Raw genomic sequence first — 22,475 nt, forward strand, 5'->3', positions numbered from 1 at the left:
TTTATTGATTAAATCAGGCTGAGTATCATTCAGATACTATGCAGCGCCTTAAACACGAGCAACGGCAGGTCTAATTCGTGAAGCTGTATTTGTAAATTATGGTTAGGAATAAGCAATTTCATTTAATTTTAATGAAGATATTTCATTTGTTGCAATCTATTTGCGTACATATTTTTATATATCGTTAAAAATTGCGCATATATCGATATATTTGACATAAAATTCTAATTCAAATCATTAATTTAATATTTAATAATATTCACTGTGGCTTTGCTTTCTTCTGGCACTGTTGACTGCCGCTGGAGAATGGTGAAATTTAAATGATATTGCAATAAATCAGGATTGATACCTGTATGTTGTTTCCAAATTTAAGGCAACATTTTTTATTGCGGCCGGAATAGCTAGCCGGATGATATCCGGCAGATTGTTCCTCCTGTCTGGTTGCTGTTCTCCCACAGCTTGTGTTTTCAATTTTTACATTATATTTATTAAATTAAACATTAAAATATTAATACTTAAAATAAGTTTTGTCAAAATAAATGATTTAAAAAAAGGATTTAATTAGTTTTGCTTGAATATAATTCTATAAAATATAATTTCGTAAATTATATATTTATAATATATATTTAGTATTATCAGTTTAAAATACCTTATTAATAATTTTATTATGAATAATCAGAAATATAAAATCTGGATAAATGGTTTGAACTTTGACACAAACATTTAATAAATACCTTCAAGGTAGGTATTAATAATCAATTGCTAATGCAAATTAGAAAATATTTTGAAATTTAATAGAAAGAGTTAAACCTAAACCAGACAAAATTTTCTTTAAAGATATTTATTTTACTTGTGAATATGATTTAGCTTCTTCCAACAATTAATATCATCTTCAATTCATAAAATTTCTATGTTGGATAAGTGAAGAACATAATTTTTCTAAGTACGGATAGAGTGGTAAAAAACGGGATATAAAACACATTAGTCGTATTGATATAGGCGTAATTTGTTTTGTATTTAAATGTAACATTAACCTAACAATAGATGTCATTTGTAGACAAAAAATTTTGAGTTACGCGATTATTTATGGACTTTAAAATAATCCAAAAAATGTTGGGCAAGGACATTGTAATGGACCATATCCATGTAATGCAGTGAACTCAAACACCTTTTTCACGGCAACTGATTCACTCTGGCCAGCGGCTATTTTGAGTATTGATACATAATGCGTTATTTTCTGGTGTATACACGCTTGATAAACATAATAACTATTTTGTTAGATACAAAAAATGGAACGGCTATTTTGGTCAATCGCAGAGCTAAACAAAAAATTTTTTACACTAAAAATTCAGTGAAGAAAAAAACACCATTAGCACCGGCGCGGTAAGATTTACAATAAAGCCGAAGCTGATGGCCAATGGTACAGCACTGATTCCACCGGAAGCCTGTATCGCGGGCAGGGTAAAATCAAGGCTGGTGGCGCCGCCGATGCTGACGGCTGCAGTAGGATAGCGTCGCATCAGAAGAGGAATAAACAGCAGCGCAAAGAATTCGCGTGCCAGATCATTGAACATGGCAATGCTGCCCCACACGGCTCCATAGGATTTACTCATAATAATGCTGGAAAGCGAATACCAGCCATATCCACTACTCAGTGCCAGCCCTTTGCTAATGGATACGTTTGGCATCAACAGTGCAAACAGCAGACCGCCAAGCAGACTGGCCAGTGTGAATAAAACGGCACAAATCACACCACGGCGATTCAGAAATACTTGTCGCAAGGTAATACCGCAACTACGCAACTGCATTCCAACCAGCAGCAATAGAATAATCAGTGCCTTGTTGACAGCAGCCTGCGGATTGCCTAACCAGCTAAAAGAAAAAAAGTGGCCGGCGGTCAAACCGAGCAGCAGACAGGCTACCTGTTTTAAGCTACCCATAATGCTGATATCACCTGACTGGGTTGCGGTCTGCTGCCGTTGCAGATGCCACGGGTAACGGCGGTCAAACCAGATAAACAGCAGTAGATTGGTACTTATAAGGCAGACAAATAATACTGCTACGGTAAAGCTGATGACAGCCAACTCGGCGCCTAGATTGGGCACTTGTTCCAGTGACAGACCAATCAAAAATAAAATCAAATACACCAGCCATGAGAGTCCGATATTCAGCCAGCTAACGGCACGCGCAGGCACAGGAATACAAAATCCGGCAAACAGCGGAATCAAGATGATGAACAAAGTAAGCAGATTTTGCATAGGTTAAGGTGCAGTTAAATGAGTAGCATGATATGGCTGCCAGACTAAATAAAATCAGCAGCACATTGACTGACAATGGCTGCTGCCGAATTCGTCCGGTATAGCTTTACTGCTCTACGAATGCGCGCTCAATTACATAGTCACCGCGCTGCCCCATTTTCGGGGAAATGGATAGCCCGAAGCTATTGAGGGTGTCACAGCAATCTTTGAGCATTTCCGGACTGCCACAAATCATAGCTCGGTCGTCGGCGGAATTGATCGGTGGTAAGCCAATGTCGGTGAAAAGTTTACCTGATTTCATTAAATCAGTTAAGCGCCCATGATGAATGTAGTCTTCACGTGATACCACCGGATAATAAATTAGTTTTTCGCGCACCATCTCACCCAGATATTCGTGATTAGGCAGTTCGGTGGTGAAGTGGTCGTAATAGGCCAAATCTTTCTGGTAGCGTACGCCGTGAATCAGGATAATTTTTTCAAACTGCTCGTAGATATCAGGGTCTTTGGTGACGCTGAGAAACGGTGCTAAACCGGTACCGGTAGAAAGCAAATACAGGTTTTTACCAGGATTGAGATCACCAGCAATCAATGTGCCAGTGGGCTTTTTGCTAACGAGCACTTCATCGCCCGGCTTCAGGTGTTGCAGGCGACTGGTTAATGGGCCATCCTGTACTTTAATACTGAAAAAAGCCAGCTCTTCTTCCCAATTGGCACTGGCAATACTGTAAGCACGCATTAGCGGTTTGCCATCCACCAGCAAGCCAATCATGACAAACTGGCCATTCTGAAAACGCAGAGATTCGTCACGGGTGCAGGTAAATGTGAAGTATGCATCTGTCCAGTGATGTACGGACAGGACTTTTTGAGTGTTGTAGGCTGCCATTAATAATCCATGATTAAGGAAAGCGGTATTTTTAGCGTAAACCGAAAATACGCCAGCCTGATGTCTGAATAAGCATTTTTGCTGTCGGCGCTGGCGTAAGGTGTGAATTTTAAGACAATTTGATGCGCGGTTCAATGGGTTTTAGAGTAATCACTTTAATCATTTCAGTTGACAGGAAACATTTAGCACAGGCTTCTGCCAATACAGCAACAGACTGCCAGTTTCCCGACAGCCTGTTGTGAATGATGAAATAATTTAGTCGAAATTACAGGCGGCCGTGGCACAATTTATATTTCAGGCCACTGCCACAGGGACAAGGGTCGTTACGGCGCACAATGATGCCGCGTGCTTCCATGGCTGTGGGGCTGTAATCCTCATCGTCGTCAGCACCGGCTGCAAACATCTGCGGCGGCAGTGTCTCTTCTTCTGCCGGCGCCTGTTCGAAACGCACGGAAATCAGCAATGAGGCTACGGTATTGCGTATGTTGCTCCACATGGCCTGAAACATTTCAAATGCTTCGCGTTTGTATTCTTGTTTGGGGTTTTTCTGGGCGTATCCGCGCAGATGAATCCCTTGCCGCAGGTAATCCATATCGGCCAGATGCTCGCGCCAGCGGTTGTCGATGATTTGCAGCATGATATCGCGTTCGAATCTACGCATGGTTTCAAGGCCAACCTGTTCGACTTTATAAGCATAATCCTTTTCAACCATGTCTAGCAGGCGCTCACAGATGCTTTCATTGTCGAGGCTATTGTCTTCTTTTAGCCAGTCGTTGATGGAAACTTCGATGTGGAAATCGCTGGCCAGTTTGTGCTCCAGTCCAGCAATATCCCATTGCTCTTCCATGCTATCGGGCGGGATAAAGCTGTCTACCGTTTCCACAATAGCATCGTGACGAATTTCCTGCATCAGACCGTCGATATCGTTGCTAGCCAGTATTTCAGCACGCTGATGGTAAATCACTTTACGCTGGTCGTTGGCGACGTCGTCGTACTCCAGTACTTGCTTACGCATGTCGAAATTACGGTTTTCCACTTTACGCTGGGCACCTTCAATCTGGCGGGTCAGCATACCGGCTTCTATGGCAACGCCACGTTCAGGCGCGAGGCGATTCAGAATGGCCGTGGCACGGTCTAGGGCAAACAGGCGTAGCAGCGGGTCTTCAAATGAAAGATAAAAACGGCTCGAACCGGCATCACCCTGACGGCCGGCGCGGCCACGCAACTGGTTGTCGATACGGCGGCTTTCATGGCGTTCAGTACCAATGATGTGCAACCCGCCTGCGGCTATTACAGCATCGTGATCGCGCTGCCATTGTTCCTGTAGTTTGGCAATTTTTTCTGCTTTGGCAGCTTCACTGAGACTCTCGTCGTCCTGAATGGCATCAATTTGCGGCTTGATGTTGCCGCCAAGTACGATATCGGTACCGCGGCCTGCCATGTTGGTGGCAACGGTAATCATGCCTGGGCGGCCGGCCTGTGCAATGATGTCGGCTTCGCGGGCATGCTCTTTGGCATTGAGCACATTGTGCTGCAAATGCTCTTTATCCAATAATGCGGATACCAGCTCGGAGTTTTCGATACTGGTGGTACCGACCAGTATGGGCTGGCCTTTGGCGTGGCGTTCTTTGATATCAGCCACTACAGCTTCGAACTTCTCTTCGATGGAACGGTAAATCTGGTCGTTCAGGTCTTTACGTATCATCGGGCGATTTGGCGGGATGATGACGGTTTCAAGACCATAAATATTCTGGAATTCAAATGCTTCGGTATCAGCAGTACCGGTCATGCCGGCTAGTTTGTCGTACAGGCGGAAGAAATTCTGGAAAGTAATGGAAGCCAGTGTCTGGTTTTCTTTATTGATTTCCACACCTTCTTTGGCTTCTACTGCCTGATGAAGACCATCAGACCAGCGCCGGCCGGCCATCAGACGGCCGGTAAACTCGTCTACAATCACTACTTCACCATCCTGCACCACGTAATGCTGGTCGCGCTGGTATAAGGTATAGGCGCGCAAGGCAGCCATCAGATGGTGCATCAGCATGATGTTGGTAGTGGAGTAAAGGGAATCGCCCTCTTTTAACAATCCCATTTTGGTGAGAATCTGTTCGGCGTGCTCATGCCCCTGATCGCTGAGAATGACCTGTCTACCTTTTTCGTCTACCCAGTAATCGCCCTCGCCTTCTTCGGTCTTCTGGGCAATTAGTTGCGGCGGTATCTGGTTCATTACCTGATATAGAGTGACGTTATCATCGGCCTGACCGGAAATAATTAGTGGAGTACGTGCTTCGTCAATTAGGATGGAATCGACTTCGTCGACTACAGCGTATGAGAGCTCACGCTGTACTTTTTCGCTCAAGTCACTGACCATATTGTCGCGGAGATAATCAAAGCCGTATTCGTTGTTGGTACCGTAGGTGATATCAGCCTGATAAGCGGCTTTTTTATCTTCATGGTCCATGTTGCTGATAATGATGCCAACAGACATGCCAAGGAATTCATACAGCGGACGCATGATGCCAGCGTCACGAGCGGCCAGATAATCGTTGACTGTAACGACGTGCACGCCTTTGCCAGCCAGAGCATTAAGATACACAGCTGTGGTGGCCACCAGTGTTTTACCTTCACCGGTGCGCATTTCGGCAATTTTGCCGTGATGCAGCACCATGCCGCCAATCAGCTGCACATCAAAGTGGCGCATGCCAAGTACGCGCCGGCTAGCCTCACGACATACGGCAAAGGCTTCTACCAGCAGGTGGTCCAGTTTTTCGCCATCGGCCAGACGTTGTTTGAATTCAGCTGTTTTAGCCTGTAGTTCAGTATCACTAAGTGCCTGAATGGTTGGTTCAAGGGCATTGATTTTGGATACTTCTTTACGATATTGTTTCAAAAGCCGGTCGTTGCGGCTTCCGAGAATTTTTTTTGCCAGGTTCTTCAACATAAATCAATAGTCCGGCACCTAAAGGGCGCAGTAAAAAGTAAGCATGAAATAGGGAATTTTAACACAAGCCTCTGTGCTGCTGTGCGGCTGATTGCATGCTTGTTTCAATTATAGGAAACAAAAAACTTGTTTGGCGCATAAGGTTGCGTATTATGCTGGTTAATATAATGGTTAATTGTTTTTTTCCAAGCAGCTTAGATGATGTAAAACTATTTGTTTGTAAAAACTGAAGTGGAAAATAAAAAAGCTTTATCTATATAGCTAACGATGATCACAAACTAGAGAACATAATTCAGAGTAAAGCTTTTTAAAATGATTCAACTGAGTGCGAACATTCTTATTATTTAAATTATTGATTATTAAATACAATCAATAATCAAAACGTAAACAGCCAAAATAAAACTCATCTTGTTTTGAAGTCTTGTCTCGGCCGATAAGAATAATGTTTGGATACAGGTTAGTTTTTGTTACAGGATTAGTATATTTAAAATATTGATTTATATCGCCCCATGATAAAGTTTCTTTTGATGAGCGAGGAACAGATTTAGCGCCGATAGATTCAGCAAACTTAGCCATATCACCTTTTGCTATTGCATAAAAGTACGAACCACTATCTCCTTGATATCGAACAGCAGAAACTTTAACATTCGAAATGTGCAACGGTTTTGCAAAGCGATATTTCAAATTTATGAGGCCATTTTTTTCAAAGTCTTTTACGGCAATTTTTTGTTTTTTTAGCTGATTAGCGATATTTGCATCACGAGCATCTATGGGTTCAGCCTTACATAATAGTGCTGCTCTAAATTGTTCCGGAGATACTGTATTGCTTTTAGCTACGGCAGCCCAATGATTTAAATTAAAAAAGAATAGTAAGGCACATATAATTACTTTATGTCTCCTCATATTACAACTTTCTCATTTTGAATATTTTTGTCAAACATTTGAATGTTCATAAAATCAAATATATTTTTTATCTTAACATTTATTAATTAAAGCCATTCAATACTACTAATTAAATTTTACGTTTAGAATTTTTAGTCTTTTTTTTCACTTAAGCGCTGTAATGCAATTGCCAACTCTGGGTGATGGCTCAAAGCCTCAGCTGAACGCGCCAATTCACTGCGCGCTAAAGGACCGAGACTAGCGCGTTTAGCCAATTCAGGCTTTAAATCTGGTGGTTGCACTTTAACTTTAACTGATTCAACCGTGCCATCAATCAGTTGTAATTGTGGTAATAATGCCGGTAATACCATGCGTAATCGAGAAGCGGCCATGCTGTTAAAGGCGATGACGACCAAACATCCATCGCGCACACAAGCTACATTAAAGTGCGGTCTCATGGTGGCAGGCAATTCTTGCTTGAGACAGTTTGTCAAACGTTGCCAATGTGTAGACTGTGCCAACAACTGTTGAAGTTGCTTATTTTTTTGGCCAAAATGGTTCAGATTCATAGCAGTCACTGTCAAGATTGAATTGATTTCAAAGAGTTCATTGTAGATTCAATCATTTCCATACGTTTAACAACTTTTAAGTTAGCTGTCTCTAATGTATAGCCTTCATCTAGCAGCTCTTTAATCAAAAGCATTTTTTTTATGTTGATATAATTATATCTTCTATTTTTTCCTTCACCATTTGTAAGGCTGGATACTATACCTTTGTCCTCCCAATAACGGATTTGCCGTGTCGGAATTCCTGTTATCTGAGACACCTCACCAATACCCACAATAAGTGTTTCTAAAAATTTATCATCAAATGCCATATTACAACCTTATTTGGAATTTATTTGCAATTATTGTAAATAAATTGCAAAAATAAATTTATTCTGTAAAATAGTATACCTGTATAAAAATTAAATACCAAATTTCAATGTAATCAACTAATTACCCTGTACTAACCGCTAATTTTCAGAGACATAATATGACAAAAGCAAATTTAACCACATTGAAATCAAAGACAGATGATGTAAAAAAATCTGCATTGGTTCTTATCGAATGCCAAAATGAATGGCTTCACCCAACAGGCCATTTATATCAGAGCTTTAAAGATAAAGATTTATTTGAAGATTCAATCAAAAATATTGAATCAGCTTTGGTCTATGCAAGACAGATTAAGATGCCAATTATTCATTGTGGTTTAAGATTTCAAAAGGGATATCCAGAATTAGCCAATGGAAAAACAGGATTAAGGTGTGCCATTAGTCACTATGGTACATTTCCTATTGACACTTTTAATTCACAATTTTATGAAACTTTAGCACCAATAAATGATGAATTTATTGTAATGGGAAGAACTGGATCAAGTGGATTTGCTGGTTCCAATTTGGATGTTTACCTTAGAAACAATAATATAGAAACACTTTATTTAGTAGGATATGCTACTAATGTTTGTGTGGAATCAACTTTCCGTGAAGCTCAAGACAAAGGCTATCTTCCAGTAATTATTAGTGATGCAACTGGAACATTTGATAGAATTCAACAAGATCATATGCTGAAGTATACAGTTCCCCATTATGGTGAATCAATAACGACCGGCGAATTTGAGCGGCTATATGACTATAGCTAAATTTTTAATTTAAATTTAAAATAAATTCAATAGTTTATAAAATATCCTGTTTAGCTATCCTGATGATTGGGATAGCTAAATCACATTCTTCACATTTATTCTAAATATTAACTAACGGTATAAACAACTGGTAAAAGGTATTTTTAATTTATAATAAAATGTAGGATCCAAATTTATCGCTTTAGCTAAAAAAATCAGCATTTATAATATTTTTATATTAAATTCAATTAATTAAATATATTAAAAAACAACCGGATCACAGTGTAGAAATTTTTGATTTTAGCTTGATAATGTTTAAAAAAGAATTTAATTATTTCAACCTTTTATCATTTGTATACTGGTCTAAATATTACCATGCAAAAAAATATTTCAAGCGACTCAGGCATGAATTCACAATATCTCAAATTGGAAAAATATGCTGAACGCAATTGAATATCGTACTCTTTGTTAAAAACCATTTTCCATAATAATCTGCCCTGGTACTCTATTGCGATGCATGCTATAGCCCATATTCAGCAGTGACTGAAATGTATCAGCTACCATGCCTGGATTGCCACATAACATAAACCGAGTCTTCTCTGGAGTAAAATTAAGCCGTAAACCCTTGGCTAGAGAACCATTTGACAATAATTGTGGTAAACGTTCATTCAGCGCACCTGTGACATTTTCACGGGTAACCACTGGTTGGTAGGATAATCTATCAACATATTCACCAACCAGCGGATGATGATTTAGTTCATTGATATAATTGCTAAAAATTAATTCATTTGCGTGAGAAACAGAATGCACCAGCCCGATTTGCTGAAAACGCTCCCACACCGATGGTTGTTGTAGCATAGACAGAAACGGTGCGATGCCGCTGCCGGTACTGAGCAGAACCAATTGTTCACCATCGGTGAAGCGGCCGGGCAATAGAAAGCCAAATGCAGTTTTATCAAGCAGGATGGTGTCTTCTGCTTTTAGCTGTGCCAGCCTTGCACTCATCGGCCCGTTTTCAATCAGTACCACAAAAAATTCTAATGTCTCAGCATATTCGGCTGAGACAATGGAATAGGCGCGCCAGATATATCCAGCGCCATCGCGAAAACCCAATCGCGCAAACTGGCCGGCACTGAAGCGATAAGCTTCGGGGCGGGTAATGGCAAAAGTCAGCAGTTTCGGGGTATGGTATTTTACCCACAGTACAGTTTCTTCGGTAAATTTGGCTTCAGCAGCCTGCATGCAGTTGTTCCTGTGTCGGCCACCAGCCAAGCGGCGGCGCTGTATTGTGTTAGAGTCTGATATCGATGTCCTGATATTTGCGGCTGATTTCGGTATTTTTGATTTCAATGCCGTCGCTTACTGCCCATTTACCATCGTTGATACGCTGGTATTGCAGGCTGAAGTCGCCATCGCCGATTTTATGCAGGGCAAAGGTTTCGCCCGCTGGAATATAAAAAGAGCGGATAGCGGTGAATTTTCCAGCGTGCAATTCGTATAATTGGGCAAATACCGGCGATTGCAAGGATGAGGCGTGCACGATGATGGTGTTATTACCGCGTTCACGCAAAACTGGATAACCGGATACATAGGCAGCCTTAAGCGGAAAAAGCTGTCCGTTGGGTGCTGTTAGCACTGGTGCGCCGGTCTGCGCCGGCGTATTTTCCGCAGGCGGATAGGCCAGACGCCACCACACGCCACCCATGGCTATCAGAATCGCGATACCCACTATCCACATCCACCCATGGCCATGGTCGTGCAGGTCAACCACGTGGTCTTGATGATTAGGTAGCAAAACTGGCGGAGCAAACGGAGTCTGCTTTCGAGCCAGTAAGGCCGGTGACACATGTGCTTGCAGGCTCTGGCGCGCAATCCACACATCATGATGGTGGCGTTTTTCTGGGTCCGAGAGCACGTTATAGGCTTCGTTGATTTCAGCCATACGCTGATGTGCCTGCGGGTTATGCGGATTGCGGTCTGGATGGTATTTTTGAGACAAAGCCCGATAGGCGGCGCGAATCACTTCTGCAGACGCGCCGGGAGCTACATTTAATACGTCGTAGTAGTTGTGCACGGATTGTTCACTTACACTGGTTAAATCAAGGTATTGAGTGCATGGCTGATATCCTCCCAGATATCTTCGATATCTTCGATGCCGGCAGAAATACGCAGCAGACCTTCCCGAATACCTAATGCTTCTTTTACTTCTTTACTCATGCCGCTGTGCGACTGGCTGGAGCTATGGTTAATTAAGCTTTCCACGCCACCAAGGCTAGCAGCCATGCGGATTAGGCGCAAGTTTTTAATTACGCTGTTGGCCGCTTCGCGGCTGTTCTGGCGTAGGTAGATGGAGACTACTCCGCCGAAGCCATGCTTCATCTGTTTGCAGGCAATATCGTGATGTTCGTGTTCAGGCAGGCCGGGATAAAACACTTTTTCTACCGCCGGATGCTGCTTCAGCCGGCGCGCTAGCTCAGCTGCATTGGCCAGATGCCGATCCATGCGTACCACCAGAGTTTTGATACCGCGCAATACCAGCGCACAGTCCATTGGACCGGCCACGCCGCCGGTTTGAATACTCAGTGCTCGCAACTGCCGCGCATGTGCCTCATCTTTAACCACGACAATACCCATTAATACATCGGAATGTCCGCACAAATATTTGGTAGCAGAATGAAACACGATGTCTACACCCAGATTCAGCGGTTGCTGAACATAGGGAGTGCCAAAGGTATTGTCCATACCAACAATGGCTCCGGCTGCTTTGGCTTTCTCACACAGTGCAGCGATGTCTACCAGACGCAATAACGGGTTACTCGGAGTTTCTAGCCATACCATTTTGACTTTTGTTTGTGCCAATATGCTATCCAGATTGGCTGGATTAGTGAGGTCTGCAAAAATAACATCCACGCCCCATTGGGCATACACTTCTGTGAGTAGGTCGTAGGCACCACCATAAATATCGGCTACAGCCACAATAGTGTCACCTGGACGCAGAAAAGTACGCCACACGGCATCAATTCCGGCCATACCACTGGCGTAGGCAAAGCCAGCGCAACCATTTTCCAGCTCGGCTACCGTATCTTCTAACACCTGACGGGTAGGGTTGGAGATGCGTGCATAACGAAACGGAATATTTTCGCCGATTTCATGCAGGGCAAACATGCTGTTTTGGTAAATAGGCGGCATTAAAGCACGGTTATGCTCTTCAGGCTGATAACTGGAATGAATGGTCTGTGTGGCAAATTTCATATTTTCTCCGCTGGGATAAGTCTTGGTTTTGTCGGTACCGCAGCAGGTACTGGCAAAATACCGGCTGCCGCGGGTGCTTAGTTTAGCATGCACCCTGCTTCTGAGGCAGCTTCACGTTGCCGAATACCTAAACCCGAGTGATTTGCTCGGAATTAAGCCATACAGTATAATTTTACGCCTTATGTGCCGCCGGTTTGGATGTTTTTATAGTATCTGGCGGGCAGATTTGACATTGTTTCAAGAGGAAAACCATCAGAATGGACACTATTGCCGATGTGCAAAGCAGTGTTGATAAACGCAATATGCCAATCAATCAGGTTGGAGTGAAGGGCTTACGGCTACCCCTATGTATTATGAGTGCGGCCGGTGAACAACACACAATAGCTGATTTAACCATGACAGTAGCGCTGCCAGCCGAGCAGAAGGGCACGCATATGTCTCGTTTTGTCGAGTTAATGCAATCGCAGCAAGTCAGCATTGATTATGCGGCGCTCAAAGAGCTTACCGTGAGCATGTTGCAGAAGCTACAGGCAACGGCTGGTAAAATCAGTATGCGTTTTCCTTTTTTTCGGCGCAAGCAGGCACCAGTGACGGCTATTTCCAGCCTGCTGGATTACGAAGTAAAGCTCTGTGGGGAGATCAAGGACGGTATTTATCAGCACACGTTGCAGGTAATGATTCCGGTAACTAGCTTATGTCCGTGTAGTAAGGAAATTTCGGCTTACGGTGCACATAATCAGCGCTCACATGTGACAGTTACACTACAATCCTGCGAAGCTGTGATGATTGAAGAAATCATTGATATGGTGGAGCAGCAGGGTTCCTGTCAATTATATGGTCTGCTGAAACGGCCGGATGAAAAATATGTAACTGAATACGCTTACGACAATCCGAAATTTGTTGAGGATATGGTGCGCGATGTAGCTACGGCGCTTAAAGACGACCTGCGCATTCAATCTTTTACCGTGGAAAGCGAAAATTTCGAATCTATTCACAATCACTCGGCCTATGCACTGATACAATACCCCTGATTTGATATCTCAACATTCAATCTTTATCCGTTTCTGTGTGGATAAACTTAGGAAACATAAGGGGAAGTGAATGGCTACCCCCGTCTGGTTTTGCTGGTAGCCATTTACTGAGTTCGATGTTCTGGTTGGAATTACACTGGCTACTGTGACATTTATGTATCACTCTTTTTCTCGCTTGCGTGTCTGCACGGATTTCCTACTGAAGCATTTGTTGCTGTTATCTGCGCTGCTATTGGTTCTAAGCCATGCTGGGCTGGCCGCCGGTAATAACGGCAGACTGTTGCCGCCGGAACAGGCTTTTGTGCCACAGTTAAATGTACATGATAATGAAATACGGGTACATTTTGTTATTGCAAATGGCTATTATTTATACCGCAATAAAATTCTAGCTACTACTGAGCCGGCGGGCGTGCTCGGTGCCGCTCAGTTTAACCAGTCGGGAAAACAAAAAGAGGATGAATTCTTTGGCAAGCAAGAGGTTTATTACCAACATACTGATGTGGTCTGGCGTTATAACAAAGGCACACAAACCGAACCATATCAGCTGACCTTATCCTATCAGGGCTGTGCTGAAGCTGGTATCTGTTATCCGCCAGTGGAAAATACTCTTACCATCAGCCGCACTGGCAAATATCATATTGTCCCCTCTTCTGCGTCTACTCAGCCGGAGCTGGATAGTTTCAGCAGCCCTCCTGCTATTGCTCCACCTCCGGACTGGTCTGGCAATTCGGGCAGTGACAGTCTGTTTCAGTTATCTAGGACAACCCTAATTACCAATTTAATGACGTTTTTCATTGCCGGCATGGGTTTGAGCCTGACGGCATGTATGTACCCATTGCTGCCGATTGTGTCGGCAATTGTCATGGGTTCGCGCCAGAAAACTACAAAATGGCGGGCATTTCTGCTGTCGTTTGTGTATGTGCAGGGACTGGCTTTTACTTACACCGTGGTGGGTATTGTAACGGCACGTACCGGAGCTTTTCTCACCGGCTGGCTTCAACAGCCGGCAGTAGTGCTATCTGCAGCAGCAATATTGGTGGTTCTGGCATTGTCGATGTTTGATTTATACAGTATTCAGCTACCCGCCAGCTGGCAGGCATATTTTCAACGCATGAGCAACCATTTCCGTGGCGGTCATTTATTATCAGTACTGGTTATGGGGGCATTGTCGGCACTAATTATCGGTCCCTGTGTTGCACCGCCATTGGCTTTTGCGCTGGGCTATATTGGTCAGAGCGGTGATGCTGCTCTGGGAGGTATGGCACTGTATGTCATGGCACTGGGTACTGGTGTTCCACTGATTCTGATTTCCGTATTTGGCGTACATATCCTACCGCGTGCCGGAAACTGGATGACGTGTGTAAAATATTTATTTGGGTTGATGCTATTGGGCGCGGCCACTTATATTGCCACCCCGTTTCTAAACTACTATTTGGTGATCATCATTTATACATTGCTGATGGTAGCACCGGCGTGTTATCTGGGCTGGCAGTGGTATTATGCCCCCAAACGCAGACGCTGGTTCACAGCACTGGCCGGCATACTATTTCTGACTGGTGGTATTTATTTTATGACAGCCAGCATCATGCACCATGTCACCCCGCTCCATCGCTTTTTGACATTAACACCGCCAAACGGCCAGCATTTCGGACGATATTTCACTAAGCCAATTCATTTGCGACAGGCCATGCAGGAGCTGTTTGATAAGGATCCAGACAAACCGGTAGTCGTGGATTTCTATGCCGACTGGTGCATTTCCTGTAAAGAAATGACAGCGTTTACTTTAAGTAATGCTGCGGTCAGAAGAGTAATTGAAGAAGATCGCTTCTTACAAATCGATGTTACTAACAATACACCAGCGCAACGACACATGTTGCAACAGTATGGCTTGTACGGACCACCCGGTCTATTTGTGGTACACAGCAACGGCTATCGCAGTAAACCCTTAATTGGCTATGTACCAGCACCGGAATTATTAAGCTGGTATGACAAACAAGTACAGAAAGCACAATAAATTAGCAGCCTCGCTGCAAATGCAGGGAGGCTGCCGCGCAGATAACAAACTGTATCGGCTATATCAAAGAAAAGTGTTTAGTCGTGATATTTGCGGTCGGCTACTTTTAGTGCTCTCCGAGCTAAAGCCAGATTGGCAGTTTTACGGTCGAGCACCATAAACATGAATACGCCTTTCACATTCTTCATCGGCCGCAGTAGGTAATACTGTTTGTGCAGACTGATGAGAATATCATCTATTGCATCTTCATTACTTTCCTGTCCATAGAGGCGTGCAATGGCTTTTACCTCGGAACGAACAATTTCAGTATTGCCAGCAGAAAGAATGTCCAGATCCATGCCAGACGGGCTGACTCCATCTATAAACATTCCGCTTTCATAATCCACGACAGCACACGCCATGACACCTTTAGTTGCCGCTAGCTCATCAATGACGCCTTCAAATCTCACTGTGATATCCTTCTTCTGATGCCATACTTGCTTATGGCAGGGTATTTAAGCATCTATTTTCCAATTTTTTCCCGCTTTTGACCAGCATTAACTATTTTTTTAACTCGATGCTCTTTTCGATATTCATTTATCTTCATACAGATAGCCCAATCAGCCCTCAGAAGCAAATTCCAGTTCTGAATCAGATGCAAACCACCTTGCTACCGCTATAATAGCAACATTGAACAGGGGCGGAAGCTGTTATGCTGTATGTTTATCAATCCAATCACTTATCTGATTTAGCTGCACTTTTGGCCAGCGTGTATCAGCACACCGCCGAGTATTCAGCCTGGACACCGACTGAAATTGTAGTTCAAAGTCAGGGTATGCGCCGCTACCTTAACCACTATCTGGCTCAGGAACACGGCATCGCAGCCAATCTACATTTCAGCCTACCAGCTGCTTACATCTGGCAGTTAACTCATAAAGTACTACCTGACACGCCCAGACTCAATCCTTTTCAGACAGAAGTGCTGCGTTGGCGCCTATTCAGCCTGTTTCGTAGCAATGATTTACAGGGAGCGCAATTATGCCTGACTGCCAAAGCATTGCAATCATATCTTGAAAGCAGTATACAGGCACCCTACCATCTTGCCGGCAAACTTGCAGATATGTTTGACCAATATTTAATTTATCGCAATGATTGGATAAATAATTGGCAAAAAAAAGAATTAGTTGGCCTTGGAGAAGATGAGGACTGGCAGGCAGAATTATGGTATTGGCTAAGTAAAGAAACCAATTTCCCCCATCGTGCCGACCTAATGCAAGATTTTTTGTCACAGCTGCGAGAAGAACACCTACCGAAACGTATTTTTGTTTTTGGCATTGCCACTCTGGCACCAGTCTATCTACACGCTTTGCAGATAATGGCACAGCACACTGATGTACATGTGTTTGCAGTGAATCCATGTGCCGAATACTGGGGAAATGTCCTTTCTGCTGATTTACTGCTCGAGCATCAGCAAGCGGATTCAAGCATGGTCGGCCATCCACTACTCGCCAGTCTGGGAAAACAGGGGCGTGATTTTTTTGATGCACTCAATGATTTAGGCGAAGTAGTGTACATGCCACCAGTTTATGCAGAATGCGGCGACACTGCCGACAGCCTGCTACACCGGCTACAAAACGATATTCAGTGTCTGCACTATCCGAAACAGACCGACCCACCTTATGTACAGCAAGCTTATGATAATTCTATACAGATTGTGTCTGCACACTCCTGCTTACGTGAGCTGCAAATTCTGAAAGAGCAGTTGATGCAGGATTTAGCCACACATCCAGAGTGGCAGCCACAGGACATTGCCGTACTCACTCCGCATATCGAGCCTTATTTACCGTTCATTCATGCGGTATTTGGTCAATCTCAGGGCAACATCCCTGCACTGCCCTACAACATTGCTGACGTAAAAATCAGTTTGCAGGAGCCATTACTGCAATTGCTGGAAAAACTCTTACAACTCATGCAAAGCCGCTTCGACATCGAAAGCATACAGCCTTTATTAGACGAATCACCGCTGCGCGCACATTTCGATTTAAGTGACAGCGACGTGGAACTAATTAGCCGTGTCTGGCGAGAACAAGGTGTGCGATGGGGCATAGACACAGATATGCGCCATAAATATGGCGGTGAAAGCAAACTTTTTACTTGGCAGCAAGCACGAGAACGAACTGTACTAGGCTGGCTGCTGCCAGACGATAAACGCACTGCCCTGTGGCAGCAACAATTGCCATGGTTTGGCGATGTTGGTCAGACAGAGATTCTAGCTCGGGGACAACAATTAATTGATTGTCTGATTAAGCACCACAGCTGCTGGCAAAGCGCTGCCAGCATCAGCGATTGGATTGCCCGCACACGCCTGCTCCTGCGCGATATAGCCGATGCAGATTCTCTGGCTGGTCAAGCCATGCAGCAATTGGAAACCAGCCTTGGCGAATGGCAGGCACAAGCAAAGCTGGCACAATTTGAGTGTCTAATTGAGCCAGAAATTGCCATAGAGCATTTACAGAACTATCTATCCGGCACTCGTCAGGCCGGCTTTTTACGGGGTGGCATCACTCTTTGCAGTATGGTGCCGATGCGCAGTCTACCCTTTCGTTGCATTTGCCTACTTGGTCTAAACGACGGAGACTACCCGCGTACCACTAAATCCGCTGCTTTCGATTTGATTGCCCGCCATCCACGCCGAGGCGACCGTGCACGCCGAAACGACGACCGCTATCTGTTTCTCGAATCCATTTTGAGTGCACGGGAGAAACTCTATCTGTCATATATTGGTAAAGATATACGCAAAAACGAAGAGTTGGCACCTTCTGCCCTACTGCATGAGCTAATAGATGTACTGTCGGCTATGACGGGCTGCAACCCGTTGCAGTTCAATCAGCAACATATCATTCGCCATCCATTACAACCGTTTTCCTATCGATATTTTAATGGAGACCTGAACAGCAGCCGCTCTGATTATGCCAAAGCTTTGAATCAAAAAACGGTCAAGCCACTGCCATTTTATGCAGCCACAGAAGAAGCCGAATTACAACCACAAGAAATTGATATTGAAACGTTTATCCGTTTCTGGCGCAATCCGGTACGCCATTGGCTACAACAACAATTGCAATGGCAGGCACCGTATCAAGAAGCACCGGTCAGCGCCGCAGAACCATTTGCCATTGAAAACAGCGCCTTAATCTATAGTGCTTACACGCGCGCGCGCCAGCAGCATCTGGATTTTAACGACGTGGATGCAGCATTGGCGGTCAGCGGACTGGTGCCAGAAGGCGCGCTTGGTTTAGTTGTCAGCCAGACTTTACGCACTCAAACACTCGCTCTGGACGGTGAAATACTGTTTAGCCCCGCTGTAGCCGATATCGCTTTCGTTTTCAATCATCAACAGCTTCAGCTTAATGGCAACATCAGCCATATACACCAGTGCGGACAATTACTCGAGCGCTCTCAGGCGCCCACCGCACCAGATAACATTGAATTGTACCTGCGCCATTTACTTTTTTGCGCCTGCGCCACTAAGTTTAAACAGGATACCTACGAGCTATACCCGCCCCAGCCTCGCAAGCTAGCCGCACTAAGCCGGCCGGATGCACAGGCGCAGCTGGCCTTATGGCTGGATTATTACCAGCTTGGGCAATACCGGCCACTGCCGTTTTTTCCGAAAACCAGTCTCAGTGCCGCCCGCTGCTGGTATAAGCGCCGACAAAAAGCCAACACTCCAGCAGAATATGGCTCGGAAGAACGCAGCGCAGCTTTTAAAATGTATATGGACAGCCACAACGGCAAACCGCAGGCCGAATATCCCGAAGTAGCCCAAGTATTCGGCCGTGACGACACCCTGCCGATTGACAGCCCGCTGTTTTGGCAGCTGATTGAAGAACTACTGCTGCCAATGATGGCCGCGCTGGAAACAGCCGAAAAAGAACAATGAGCCAAGCCTTAAACCCCATTACCATGCCTTTAAACGGCAGTAGCTTGATAGAAGCTTCTGCCGGTACCGGCAAAACTTTCAACATCGCAGCTTTGTTTGCACGGCTGGTATTGCTGGAACACATGCCGGTAGATGCCATACTGGTGGTGACCTTCACCAAAGCCGCCACAGCCGAACTAAAAACCCGCCTGCGGACACGACTCAACCAAGCTCTGGCCTTACTTCAAAACACTCTGCCCGCCGAACAAAACGATCCGGTACTGCAACAGCTGATTGACTATGCGCGTGCTCAGGAAGACGAAAATAGTCTGATACTGCGCCTACAGGCAGCGATTACCCAATTCGACCGCGCCGCCGTCTACACTATTCACGGCTTCTGTCAGCGCGTACTCACTGACTACGCCTTTTTGTGCCAGACACCGTTTGATACTGAAACCATCGAAACCGACCCTGAACTATTGTGCCGGTTTGCCGAAGATTTCTGGCGCCGGCAAGTCAGCAATAACAACAACCTGGCTGAGCTTGCGGTAACCTACAAACTAACACCGGCACGCCTAATGCGTGAAATGGGTCGTTATTGTGGCATAGCCGATATCCAGTTGCGCCAGCCGCCGGCTGTAAACAAAGATGCTATCCATGCATGTTGGCAGCAGACCTGGCACACTGTCAGTACGCGCTTTGCTCATATTCAGGATGCTTTCTGGCAATTACAGCCACATCTCAACGGCAATGTTTATCGCACTAGCAGCTACCAACAACTTTTCTGCGAACTACAATCAGCTTTGGAAAGTGTAGCCAGCATACCGACCTTTTCCACAGCAACACTAGAAAGATGTGCCAAACTGTCTGCTGACCAGCTGCACGAAAAAACCAAAAAAGGACAAACTCTAAACGATGTACTGGTAGCGGAAGTAGCGGTATTAGCCGAGTTAGCCGCTGCTTTCAGCGCCCTGCAAGCTGCAGACACAAGCGTTGTACTGCAATTACAGCTGGATTGCTTCAATTACGTAAGAAAGTGTCTGAGCGAACATCGGCGCCACAGCCATCAACGCAGCTACGACGATCTTCTTGCCGACGTTGGTATGGCACTATCTACAGAAAATCCCATGGCCTCTGCACTGGCTGCCGCATTAGCACAAACATGGCAAATAGCACTTGTAGACGAATGCCAAGACACCGACCCGCTGCAATACAAAATATTCAAAACCGCTTTCGCCGAGCAAAATCGACCACTGATTATGGTTGGCGATCCCAAACAAGCTATTTATCGTTTTCGCGGTGCCGACATTCATGCCTATCTACGTGCTGCCGCCGATACCCCGCCGCAACAGCGCTACACCCTCACAACCAATTACCGCAGCCATCAGGCACTCGTACAGGCAATCGGGCATCTTTTCAATGGCAAACAGCTGCCATTTGTGCTGGAAGGTATCGATTACCCACCGGTACAAGCACAGGCGCTTGAAAGCCGCCTGCATAGCAAACTGAACAAAACAGTCGTACCTGCCGTGGTCGTACGCTGGCTACCAGAACAAATTGAGCTCAACAGCAAAGGCGAAGAGCTTATCCCCAATAAAGACAGTTTGCGTGTACGTGCAGCAGAATGCTGTGCCCACGAAATAGCCAGCCTGATTAATCAAGGCAGACGAGATGAACTGTTACTCAATACTCGGCCATTACAGGCAGGCGACATCGCCGTACTGGTACATTCCCACAACGAGGGCAGCATGATTGCCAGTGCCCTTAAACGCTGCGGTATCATGAGTGTGTCACTGGGTAATCAGTCCGTATTTGCCAGTACCGAAGCACAGGCTGTACTGGCGCTGCTCCGTTTTTGGCTGCAACCACAACGTACCGAAATTTTGCGCTTTATTCTTGGCGGCATACTGTATAACCAAACAGCGGCACAACTGGCACAACTGAACGAAAACGAAAACGACCTCAGCGAATGGATACAACTGGCACAGCAAACCCGCGAGCTATGGCAACAGTACGGGATTTATAGCGCCATGCAGTGGTTTGCCGGCCACACCAGCATGGAAACGAACCTGCTTAGCCAGCGCAATGAACGCAGCCTGACCAATCTGTGGCAACTCACTGAATTACTTGCCGACGCCGAACAAACCCTGCCCACTGCCACCGCCTTGCTCGACTGGCTAGCCAGTGCCATCGACAACGAACGGCCGGCAGCTGAAAACAGCCTGCTGCGGCTGGAAAGCGACGAAGCATTGGTTAAAATTGTTACCATGCATGCCTCCAAAGGGCTAGAATATCCTGTCGTATTCTGTCCTTTTGTTTGGGACGGCAAAGAGGCCATCAGCAATCAGGAAAATTGGCAGCGCTTGCATCAGCAGGATAAGACAGAACTGATTGCCAGCAGCCTTCTTAGCGACACTGACCGCACAGAATTGGTACGCGAAAGCATGGCCGAACGTTTGCGCCTGTATTACGTAGCTTTCACCCGTGCCCGTGAACAACTCATTCTCTATACAGCTGCCTGCAACAACACCGCCTGCAACCCTATGGCATGGTTACTGGACGGGCAGCCCGACGGCACACTTGAACAATCACTACAGTTTTGGCAACAAACCCATAAAAAAAATCTCTCCAGCACCCTGCATGCAGCATGGCAAAAACGATTAGCCGGCTGCAGCACATCCATGTTTCACTGGTGCGAAGGCAGTGTTGCGCCTACCGTTGCGGATGAAGCAGCAGCGCCAGAGCAACCTTATCGCGCCCTGACCCTGCCACCACGAGAATTTCAGACTGTACGCTATACCAGCTTCACCAGCTTAAGCCGCCACGAATACCGTCACCATGAACACAGCCTCGAAGAAGAAAAACTGGCACCAGCACTCGATCAGGCGGAAATATTGTCACAGCCAGTAACCCCCTCTGCTGAAGCCGAAACCGCCCTATTGGCATTTGAACGTGGCATCAATGCCGGCTTGTGCCTGCATGCCATACTAGAACAGACTGAATTTAGCCAGCCAGCCAACAGTGACGAACAAGAACAAATACTTGCCTGTCTCGCCCGCTACGGTTTTGATAATACCCATGCCGCTGCCATGCAGGAACTCAGCGATGCCGTACGCCACTGCCCCTTGTCTGCACAGACCACCATAGCAAGCCTGCCCATCACACAGCGCGTTGCCGAAATGAATTTCATGCTACACGTCGACGACTTTAATATCGCAGATTTACAACAGTGGTTTGCCCAAGCACCCGGCCTGCCTGAATGCTGTGTTCAGGCAGCTCAAGAGCTGGACTTTGCCACCGTCAGCGGCTATATCAACGGCGCCATCGACCTAATGGGCGAAGACATTAACGGGCAAGTATATGTAATTGATTACAAATCTAACCATCTGGGCAACCGCCTTGACGACTATACCCAAGCAAACATGGACACCGCTATCGCCAGACATCATTACTATTTACAGGCACTCATCTACAGCATCGCCTGCGCCCGATTTTTGCACAGCCACGGACAGCTACCGCCCACCATCAGCGTACGGTATCTGTTTCTGCGCGGCCTTAATCCTCATAATCAGCATGGCATCTGGCAGTGGGATATCGATACCAGTACCCTGAAGCCATGGCTGCCAGCACATGACAAAGCAAAATAGCTGCGGTATA

Annotated in this window: 15 protein-coding genes; 5 read left to right on the plus strand and 10 right to left on the minus strand. The window is 45.5% G+C overall.

Going from position 1 to position 22,475, the window contains the following annotated elements:
• Positions 1 to 1,340 precede the first annotated feature (1,340 nt).
• From ACQP6D_RS08940 to ACQP6D_RS08965, 6 genes are all read right to left on the minus strand, one after another.
• A complete protein-coding gene (locus ACQP6D_RS08940; RefSeq protein WP_427857993.1) occupies positions 1,341 to 2,258 on the minus strand; it encodes a lysine exporter LysO family protein in 918 nt (305 codons plus the stop codon).
• Between the two features lie 106 nt (positions 2,259 to 2,364).
• The gene (locus tag ACQP6D_RS08945; RefSeq protein WP_267391459.1) at positions 2,365 to 3,141 is read right to left on the minus strand and encodes a ferredoxin--NADP reductase; all 777 of its coding nucleotides are present in this window, start codon (positions 3,139 to 3,141) and stop codon (positions 2,365 to 2,367) included.
• A gap of 265 nt (positions 3,142 to 3,406) precedes the next feature.
• Entirely contained in the window at positions 3,407 to 6,082 is a 2,676-nt protein-coding gene (secA, locus tag ACQP6D_RS08950; RefSeq protein ID WP_267404681.1) for a preprotein translocase subunit SecA, read from the minus strand.
• A 369-nt stretch (positions 6,083 to 6,451) separates the two neighbouring features.
• On the minus strand, positions 6,452 to 6,985 hold the full coding sequence (locus ACQP6D_RS08955) for a hypothetical protein (RefSeq protein WP_370388832.1): 534 nt from the start codon (positions 6,983 to 6,985) through the stop codon (positions 6,452 to 6,454).
• A 131-nt stretch (positions 6,986 to 7,116) separates the two neighbouring features.
• Entirely contained in the window at positions 7,117 to 7,533 is a 417-nt protein-coding gene (locus ACQP6D_RS08960) for a DciA family protein (protein ID WP_427857994.1), read from the minus strand.
• An 11-nt stretch (positions 7,534 to 7,544) separates the two neighbouring features.
• Complete coding sequence (locus tag ACQP6D_RS08965) at positions 7,545 to 7,841, minus strand: MerR family transcriptional regulator (RefSeq protein WP_367434366.1); 297 nt, start codon at positions 7,839 to 7,841, stop codon at positions 7,545 to 7,547.
• Positions 7,842 to 7,999: 158 nt separating this feature from the next.
• On the opposite strand from ACQP6D_RS08965, the gene ACQP6D_RS08970 reads away from it, so the two are divergent.
• Positions 8,000 to 8,644, plus strand: a complete 645-nt coding sequence (locus tag ACQP6D_RS08970; RefSeq protein ID WP_367428114.1) for a cysteine hydrolase — start codon at positions 8,000 to 8,002, stop codon at positions 8,642 to 8,644.
• A 447-nt stretch (positions 8,645 to 9,091) separates the two neighbouring features.
• Here the strand turns inward: ACQP6D_RS08970 and ACQP6D_RS08975 are convergent, their stop codons facing one another.
• The 3 genes from ACQP6D_RS08975 to ACQP6D_RS08985 are packed head-to-tail and all read right to left on the minus strand — an operon-like array spanning position 9,092 to position 11,875.
• Entirely contained in the window at positions 9,092 to 9,865 is a 774-nt protein-coding gene (locus ACQP6D_RS08975; RefSeq protein ID WP_370386546.1) for a ferredoxin--NADP reductase, read from the minus strand.
• 49 nt (positions 9,866 to 9,914) lie between these two features.
• Positions 9,915 to 10,697 (minus strand): J domain-containing protein, encoded by a 783-nt coding sequence (locus tag ACQP6D_RS08980; protein ID WP_267391466.1) that lies wholly within the window; start codon positions 10,695 to 10,697, stop codon positions 9,915 to 9,917.
• 20 nt (positions 10,698 to 10,717) lie between these two features.
• On the minus strand, positions 10,718 to 11,875 hold the full coding sequence (locus tag ACQP6D_RS08985) for a trans-sulfuration enzyme family protein (RefSeq protein ID WP_427858015.1): 1,158 nt from the start codon (positions 11,873 to 11,875) through the stop codon (positions 10,718 to 10,720).
• A gap of 257 nt (positions 11,876 to 12,132) precedes the next feature.
• Between ACQP6D_RS08985 and folE2 the strand changes: the two genes are divergently transcribed.
• Positions 12,133 to 12,906: a GTP cyclohydrolase FolE2 gene (gene folE2 / locus ACQP6D_RS08990; RefSeq protein ID WP_427857995.1), complete on the plus strand. Its 774-nt coding sequence runs from the start codon at positions 12,133 to 12,135 to the stop codon at positions 12,904 to 12,906.
• 154 nt (positions 12,907 to 13,060) lie between these two features.
• A complete protein-coding gene (dsbD, locus tag ACQP6D_RS08995; protein WP_427857996.1) occupies positions 13,061 to 14,920 on the plus strand; it encodes a protein-disulfide reductase DsbD in 1,860 nt (619 codons plus the stop codon).
• Between the two features lie 77 nt (positions 14,921 to 14,997).
• Here dsbD and ACQP6D_RS09000 read toward each other — a convergent pair whose 3' ends face one another.
• Positions 14,998 to 15,369, minus strand: coding sequence for a hypothetical protein (locus ACQP6D_RS09000; protein ID WP_257377951.1), 372 nt, complete (start codon positions 15,367 to 15,369; stop codon positions 14,998 to 15,000).
• 242 nt (positions 15,370 to 15,611) lie between these two features.
• Here ACQP6D_RS09000 and recC point away from each other — a divergent pair, with 242 nt between their 5' ends.
• Both recC and recB read left to right on the plus strand, forming a co-directional pair.
• Positions 15,612 to 18,839 carry an exodeoxyribonuclease V subunit gamma gene (recC, locus tag ACQP6D_RS09005; RefSeq protein ID WP_427857997.1) on the plus strand — a complete coding sequence of 1,076 codons (3,228 nt, stop codon included), beginning with the start codon at positions 15,612 to 15,614 and terminating at the stop codon, positions 18,837 to 18,839.
• Entirely contained in the window at positions 18,836 to 22,465 is a 3,630-nt protein-coding gene (gene recB, locus ACQP6D_RS09010; protein ID WP_427857998.1) for an exodeoxyribonuclease V subunit beta, read from the plus strand. The genes recC and recB overlap by 4 nt, the downstream gene beginning before the upstream one ends.
• Positions 22,466 to 22,475 lie beyond the last annotated feature (10 nt).

It is taken from the genome of Snodgrassella sp. CS2 (genome assembly GCF_050310315.1).
Taxonomy (GTDB): domain Bacteria; phylum Pseudomonadota; class Gammaproteobacteria; order Burkholderiales; family Neisseriaceae; genus Snodgrassella; species Snodgrassella alvi_E.

What these genes read in the sequence shown, in the direction of transcription:
- ACQP6D_RS08955 (WP_370388832.1), bottom strand. Translation starts at nt 6,985, where the DNA reads ATGAGGAGACATAAAGTAATTATATGTGCCTTACTATTCTTTTTTAAT.
- recB (WP_427857998.1), top strand. Translation starts at nt 18,836, where the DNA reads ATGAGCCAAGCCTTAAACCCCATTACCATGCCTTTAAACGGCAGTAGC.
- secA (WP_267404681.1), bottom strand. Translation starts at nt 6,082, where the DNA reads ATGTTGAAGAACCTGGCAAAAAAAATTCTCGGAAGCCGCAACGACCGG.
- recC (WP_427857997.1), top strand. Translation starts at nt 15,612, where the DNA reads ATGCTGTATGTTTATCAATCCAATCACTTATCTGATTTAGCTGCACTT.
- ACQP6D_RS08940 (WP_427857993.1), bottom strand. Translation starts at nt 2,258, where the DNA reads ATGCAAAATCTGCTTACTTTGTTCATCATCTTGATTCCGCTGTTTGCC.
- ACQP6D_RS08965 (WP_367434366.1), bottom strand. Translation starts at nt 7,841, where the DNA reads ATGGCATTTGATGATAAATTTTTAGAAACACTTATTGTGGGTATTGGT.
- ACQP6D_RS08975 (WP_370386546.1), bottom strand. Translation starts at nt 9,865, where the DNA reads ATGCAGGCTGCTGAAGCCAAATTTACCGAAGAAACTGTACTGTGGGTA.
- ACQP6D_RS08960 (WP_427857994.1), bottom strand. Translation starts at nt 7,533, where the DNA reads ATGAATCTGAACCATTTTGGCCAAAAAAATAAGCAACTTCAACAGTTG.
- dsbD (WP_427857996.1), top strand. Translation starts at nt 13,061, where the DNA reads ATGTATCACTCTTTTTCTCGCTTGCGTGTCTGCACGGATTTCCTACTG.
- ACQP6D_RS08970 (WP_367428114.1), top strand. Translation starts at nt 8,000, where the DNA reads ATGACAAAAGCAAATTTAACCACATTGAAATCAAAGACAGATGATGTA.
- ACQP6D_RS08945 (WP_267391459.1), bottom strand. Translation starts at nt 3,141, where the DNA reads ATGGCAGCCTACAACACTCAAAAAGTCCTGTCCGTACATCACTGGACA.
- folE2 (WP_427857995.1), top strand. Translation starts at nt 12,133, where the DNA reads ATGGACACTATTGCCGATGTGCAAAGCAGTGTTGATAAACGCAATATG.
- ACQP6D_RS08985 (WP_427858015.1), bottom strand. Translation starts at nt 11,875, where the DNA reads ATGAAATTTGCCACACAGACCATTCATTCCAGTTATCAGCCTGAAGAG.